General features: G+C 55.9%; 7 protein-coding genes. 3 read left to right on the top strand and 4 right to left on the bottom strand.

The annotated features are described in order from the left end of the window. Positions 1 to 35: 35 nt before the first annotated feature. The gene (locus tag ABX962_RS27130) at positions 36 to 914 is read left to right on the top strand and encodes a DUF4142 domain-containing protein (RefSeq protein WP_372724095.1); all 879 of its coding nucleotides are present in this window, start codon (positions 36 to 38) and stop codon (positions 912 to 914) included. A 198-nt stretch (positions 915 to 1,112) separates the two neighbouring features. Continuing rightward, positions 1,113 to 1,283: a hypothetical protein gene (locus ABX962_RS27135; RefSeq protein WP_372724097.1), complete on the top strand. Its 171-nt coding sequence runs from the start codon at positions 1,113 to 1,115 to the stop codon at positions 1,281 to 1,283. Here the strand turns inward: ABX962_RS27135 and ABX962_RS27140 are convergent. Both ABX962_RS27140 and ABX962_RS27145 read right to left on the bottom strand, forming a co-directional pair. Continuing rightward, positions 1,280 to 1,546: a hypothetical protein gene (locus ABX962_RS27140; RefSeq protein WP_372724099.1), complete on the bottom strand. Its 267-nt coding sequence runs from the start codon at positions 1,544 to 1,546 to the stop codon at positions 1,280 to 1,282. The two genes, ABX962_RS27135 and ABX962_RS27140, sit on opposite strands and share 4 nt — an antisense overlap. A gap of 303 nt (positions 1,547 to 1,849) precedes the next feature. After that, positions 1,850 to 2,674, bottom strand: a complete 825-nt coding sequence (locus ABX962_RS27145) for a DUF547 domain-containing protein (protein ID WP_372724101.1) — start codon at positions 2,672 to 2,674, stop codon at positions 1,850 to 1,852. 272 nt (positions 2,675 to 2,946) lie between these two features. Here ABX962_RS27145 and ABX962_RS27150 point away from each other — a divergent pair, with 272 nt between their 5' ends. Next, positions 2,947 to 3,243, top strand: coding sequence for a hypothetical protein (locus ABX962_RS27150; RefSeq protein ID WP_372724102.1), 297 nt, complete (start codon positions 2,947 to 2,949; stop codon positions 3,241 to 3,243). Between the two features lie 313 nt (positions 3,244 to 3,556). Here the strand turns inward: ABX962_RS27150 and ABX962_RS27155 are convergent, their stop codons facing one another. Then, positions 3,557 to 4,582 (bottom strand): NADP-dependent oxidoreductase, encoded by a 1,026-nt coding sequence (locus ABX962_RS27155; RefSeq protein ID WP_372724104.1) that lies wholly within the window; start codon positions 4,580 to 4,582, stop codon positions 3,557 to 3,559. Positions 4,583 to 4,810: 228 nt separating this feature from the next. Further along, the gene (locus tag ABX962_RS27160; RefSeq protein WP_372724106.1) at positions 4,811 to 5,989 is read right to left on the bottom strand and encodes an iron-containing alcohol dehydrogenase; all 1,179 of its coding nucleotides are present in this window, start codon (positions 5,987 to 5,989) and stop codon (positions 4,811 to 4,813) included. Positions 5,990 to 6,180 lie beyond the last annotated feature (191 nt).

Genomic DNA, 6,180 nt, shown 5'->3' on the forward strand with positions numbered 1-6,180 from the left:
CAATCACCTCCTTCTTTGATCTCAGGAGTTCCCCCATGTCCAAGCTACGTTTCTCTGCCGCCGCGCTCTCGGTCGCGGCAATTACGGGTCTTTCGACCGCCGTGGCGCAAACGACTCTCGATCAACCAGGCGTGCCAACCAGTCCGCCGATCATCCAACCCGATCAGCCTGGTCAACCCACGACACTGCCGGGCCAGATCACCGATCAGCCAGCGGGATCGCAAAACGATCAAAGCAATCAAAGCGATCGCTATGAAGCGCGCCGAGTTGCAACAAATTCACAGCAACAACAAGGCCCCACGGTCACGCAAGCCTTGGTGCAAAAACTGATTATGTCCAACGAAGCGGAGATCGAACTTGCGAAGTTGGCGCAGCAAAAATCGGACAACCAAGAAGTCCAAAAATTCGCCCAAATGCTGATCCAAGATCACCAAGCGCTGAACCAAACACTGAAGCAACATGCGGGAAGTTCCCAAGCAGGTCAATCGCAAACGCATTCATTGCAAGCGGGCCAAACACAAACGGGCCAAACACAGGATCGCACGGGTCAGCAACCCGCCGCGGATTCGCAAACTCGCAGTGACCGGATGACCCAATGGGGTGATCAAACCGTGCCAAAAGAGCTCTGTCAAATTGGTGAACAGGCGTACGACAATGCGCTCAAAATGACCAAAGAGATGCTGAATCGCTACGAAGGCCAAGATTTCAACATGGCCTTCTTGGGTCAGCAAACCATCGCGCACACGATGCTGTTAGCGGAACTGCAAGCGATCGAAAGCAATGGCCCGCAATCGCTGCAACCGATCGTTCAACAAGCTTCGAGCAAAGTCCAAATGCATTTGGAAAAAACAAAGCAGCTGGCCAAGAAGTTCGAAGACGACCGAAACAACCCGCAATCGAATTCGCGTGAATAACGCGGCGGGATAACCCGCGGGTCACGTTCACGTTCCTTGGGGGTCAGTCGCGCGGCGCCGTCCATTTTCTAAAAGATGGCCTAAGACGCCACGCGGCTGACCTCGTTTTCAGAATCGACTTGTGGCTCGGTCGATGGAACAGCGTTTGCGTTGGTTGTTTCTGGAAAACAACCACGTCAACCTATTAAAGGAACCATCATGAGTCCCCAAATCGAAGCCCCCAAGATTGGCGATATGTACCGCTGTGCAAAATGCGAAATGGAGATCCACGTCACCAAAGGCTGTGATTGCAACGATTGCAAAACCGAATTCCTCTGCTGCGGCCAGCCGATGGAGAAAGTCACGTCGCCACCGGTCATGAATGACTAACCAAGTGAGCCGTGAGGAAGACCGAAACGCAACGCTGCAAAGCGTTGCGTTTTTGCGTCGCGGAAGTAGCCCTCCCCGGAAAACTCGCTGTAGGCTCGTTTTCCGACCCTCCCGGCTTCGCCCGGGCGGGTGAAGCCGGCGGAAGAGATTGAAAAAGTTAAATTGACAATTGTAAATTGAAAAAATGGGAGGTCCCCTTGGGCCTCGCGCCCAAGGCTACATGCTGTCGCCACATCCGTGGCTGTGAAGTCAGCAATTTTCAATTGTCAATTTACGATTTCACCTTTTCAATGCTTTCCGATTTGCCGACGCGCCGAGAGACGCAGGGTTCGTGGGATGTTGGCGGGTGCCGAAACGCTTGACGACTTGTTGATGTTGTGAGCCGCTCGCGCGTCAGCGGCCGGGTCCCACGCAATACCCGGTGCCTCGCGGCCCACGGCTCACCATTTCGATTTGCAATTGGATTAATTCAACAAGCCGTTGACGAGTTCTGCTGCGGGGAAGGGGAGGCGGGAGCCTGGGAAGGAGGTATGGGAAAACGAGGGAAGGGGAGGGGAGGGGCAGCGCTACTGGGCGTTGAGGTTCCAGTCGTACTGCAGATAGCTGACCGTGGCGGTGTTTTGTAACGCGGCATTGCGAGCCGCGTCGCTGGGCAACCAAGGTGCAATCCGCTGTAACACGGCCGCTTGGTTGCGGCCAAAATCTTCCGCGAACCAGCTCAGGATCGCCGATAGCTGAATTCGATTTTGACCTTCGTCATATTGAAAGTTCTGGGTGCGAGCGAAGAAGTCTTTTGTGTTGAGTTCCAATTGCTGCTGGACGCGATCGGCAACATACGCCTCGTTCAGCAGTCGTGGGCAACCGATCGACGCGCAGACGATGGCAAAATGGATGCGAGGCTCGTCCATTTTTCGCAGCACTTCATGTTCGATTTGCTCGAGCGAATAAGGCTTGCCGCCGACGTACAATTGCAAATCTTTCCACAGATTGTAGCCCCACAACTTGGCGGTGTGATTGCGAATGCTGGTGGTCGGGTATTCTCGCAGTATCCCGTGGACCGTTACCGCGTTGTAGGCATTGATCCAAAACGCGAGCGTTGCATCGGTAGACGCCGGAGCACTCGGACTGGCGACCGACAATTGTCTCAAATACTGATTCAGCATCTGAACGTCACTACTGGACGCCTTGAGCGCCTTGTAGTTCACCCTGCCATTGGTGTCGACATACTTGCGTAGCAGCGAGTCCCATCGAGAGTGATCGATACGGTCCATCGACAGATGCGATGAAACCTGGGTTCCAACGAAGACCGGCGAACCCGCATGCACGCTGAATCCACCGACCAGAGTGACGAACAAGGCCGCTGCGAGCGTTTTGCTGAGAGTGTGAATCATGGGGTTGTTCCTTAACCATCCGTGAATGAAAACAAAGTGGGGTGGGTTTTATACACACCGCAGACGAAAGAAGGGCCGTCGCCTTACAAATTTTTTTGCGAGTTTTCGTTCGCAGCGATCCGGGAACCGCTCCAACGCGGTATCCGTGGCCATCGCCAAAACGACTAAAAACCTGAGGATTCGTGAAGACACCGGCTGCTTGGTAGCATTAGGATTCACGCGGTTCCTTCGTCCCTCGCAGTGTCCGTTTTCCCCTGCTGAAAAGACCTTTCATGGAACATTTGTTACTTGTGTCGGCGTTTGTAGTGCTGTTTTTGGATTGGTTCGGCCCCCGAGGGTTGGCGTCAGTGATCTTTGCATTGTTGGTCACCAGCGAACACACGTTTGCTCATGGCGACTCGCTGTTCAACGTGGTGATTTTGACCGCGACACTTAGCGTCGTGGTTCACGGAATGACCGCGTTGCCGGGCGTGGCAGGGTATAGCCGGATTATCCGGGCCGAAGAACATCAGGATCGAAGCGAGCACCACCCGGTCACCGAACACCCATTGCGACATCGCGTGGTGTAACCCGAGACACGGCGCAACCGATTGCCGGCCAGCTTTCCAAGCGGGAACCGTAATTGGCTGGGAGTTTTAGTGACGGGTCGCGGTTAAACTTACCTCGACGATCCGGCACGCGTGCACGCTAACGGCTTGGAAAGCCGTGCGACGATTGGGGGCTTCACGCCGCGACGGAACACTCAGCATTGTCAATTTAACTTTTGCAGTGCCGCCGAAAGTCTTGACGACTTCCGCTAGCGAATTCCCCCGCCTGGCGAATTCGGGCAGGGCCGAGGGACCACCGCCTTGCACGATCGATCCCTAACCCCTCGTGACCGTTTTAGACGCGGATCACAAGTTTGCCGGAGTTGTTGCCTTTCAGCAGTCCCATGAATGCCTGGGGTGCATTTTCGAGTCCGTCGACGATATCTTCGTTGACGCGAATCTTGCCTTCACGAACCCACTCTTCCATCTCGCTGACAAATTCGTTGTAGCGCGGACCGTAATCGTCGAAGATGATAAACCCTTGCATCTTGATCCGTTTGACCAACATCGTCATCATCCATTGCGGCCGCAGATCCGGACCCGCTGGCGGCTCGGTATCATTGTAGTTTGCGATCAATCCGCATAACGGGATCCGTGCTTTGACATTCAACAGCGGAGTCACCGCATCGAATACCTTGCCACCCACGCTTTCAAAGTAAACATCGATCCCATCGCTGCAGGCTGCCGCCAACTGCTCGGCAAAGTCGCTGGCACGGTGATCGATGCATTCATCAAAGCCCAGCTCTTCGCGTGCAATCCGGCACTTTTCTGCACCGCCTGCGACGCCGACGACTCGGCATCCTTTTAGCTTCGCGATCTGGCCCACGACCGAACCGACCGCACCGGTCGCCGCGGCCACCACGACTGTTTCTCCCGCCTTGGGCTGGCCAATTTCGAGCAGTCCCATGTAGGCGGTAAAGCCCGGCATCCCGAGCACGCCAAGGGCCCAGGAAGGATGCGGCATGTTGGCGTCCAGCTTGATCAGGTCGGTGCCGCGTGACACCGCAAAGTCTTGCCATCCGCTGTAGCCCAGCACCCGATCGCCCCGGGAAAACCTTGAGTTTTTTGACTGTTCCACGATGCTGACGGTGCCGCCAACCATCACGTCCCCCACGGCGACCGGAGGTGCGTAGGAGGGCCCCTCGTTCATGCGGCCTCGCATGTACGGGTCGAGCGAAAGGTACTTGGTCCGCAACAAGACTTCATTCGCGGCGAGCTCCGGTATATCGACCGTTTCGAGCCGAAAGTTCTCCGGTTTTGGGGCGCCGTCGGGACGTGAGTTCAGAACGATGCGTCGGTTTTGCTTGGCGTAATCAGACATGAAATTGATGCTTTTGGGGATGGAAGGTTGGTGACGTAACGTAGCCTAGGCTTCCAGCCTGGGAATCACAGCAAACCCAGGCTGGAAGCCTAGACTACGTTCCCAGACCGGAAGCCTAGGCTACGTTCCCAGGCTGGAAGCCTTGGCTACGTTCCCAGGCTGGAAGCCTAGGCTACGTTAAATTCAATATCTTTCGGGGATACAATCGACATTTGCTATGAATGGAAATTAGACAGTGAGTTGCGCCGGAGCGAGTGCGGCCTCGAGGATACGGCGGCTGACATCCAGTGTGACTTGTTGTCGTTCGCCCAACGCCGTCATACCGTGCGACTCGAGTTGCTCGACCACCGCATCAACCGCTTCGCTGCCCAGGTCATATGCTGCGAGCGTTGTCGGGATGCCGAGCTGTTCAAAGAATTCACGTGTTCGCTCAATCACTTGGTCGATGCGACTTGCGTCGTCACCGGTATCGATTCCCCAAACCCGTTCGGCGTACTGCAACAACTTCTCGCGTTTGGCATCCCGCATTTCGTTCATCAGTGATGGCAGCACGATGGCCAGTGTGCGAGCGTGATCGATGTCGTACAGCGCGGTCAATTCGTGGCCGATCATGTGCGACGCCCAGTCTTGCGGGGCGCCGGCGCCAATCATACCGTTTAATGCCCATGTGGTGGTCCACATAAAATTGGCCCGCGCCGCGTAGTCATGATCGTCCTGCTTCAACCGGGGTGCCAACTCGATCAGCGTTTGCAACAAGCCTTCGGCAAAACGATCTTGCACCATCGCATCGACGGGATAGGTCAAATATTGCTCGATGATGTGGACGAACGCGTCCGCGACGCCGTTGGCGAGTTGTCGCTGCGGTAAAGTGTAGGTCTTGGTCGGATCAAGAACCGAAAAGGCGGGGTACACATGCGGGCTCATAAAGGCCAGCTTTGCTTTGACGGCGTCGTTGGTGATCACCGAACCATGATTCATTTCCGAACCGGTGGCGGGTAACGTCAACACGGTTCCAAACGGGACCGCGGCAGTGACGTTCGCGCCATGCTCGGTCAAAATGCTCCACGGGTCGCCAGCAAACGGAATCGCTGCGGCGACAAACTTGGTTCCATCGACGACCGATCCGCCGCCCACCGCCAACAGAAAATCGACCTGTTCACGGCGTGCCAATTCCACCGCTCGCATCAAGGTGGCGAAGCGGGGGTTGGCTTCGATCCCCGCGAATTCAACGACGTCGCGTTTGCCTAGCGCGGCACGCACTTCGTCGAGCGTCCCGTGACGCTCGGCGCTCTGTCCGCCGTAGAGCACCAGGACGCGGGCATCGGCCGGGATTTGGGCGTCCAGATCGGCAACGCGACCTTCGCCAAAGAGGATCTGGGTGGGGTTTCGAAAATCAAAGCGATTCATCGTCGTTCTTCCTTAAAGGGACCGACCAAAATAGACCGGTCGGCTAGAGAGTGATTCAAAAAATTTTTAGGTTTTGGTAGCGTCGATCAAACGCTCGGTCAGCCGCATTGCGTCGTCGAACGCGGCTCCGTTTTTACGTAATTTGTCGAGCAGACTGGCTCCGAGCCAAAGTTGGTACAGCCACTCGGCGA

The organism is Novipirellula sp. (assembly GCF_041583735.1).
Taxonomy (GTDB): Bacteria; Planctomycetota; Planctomycetia; order Pirellulales; family Pirellulaceae; genus Novipirellula.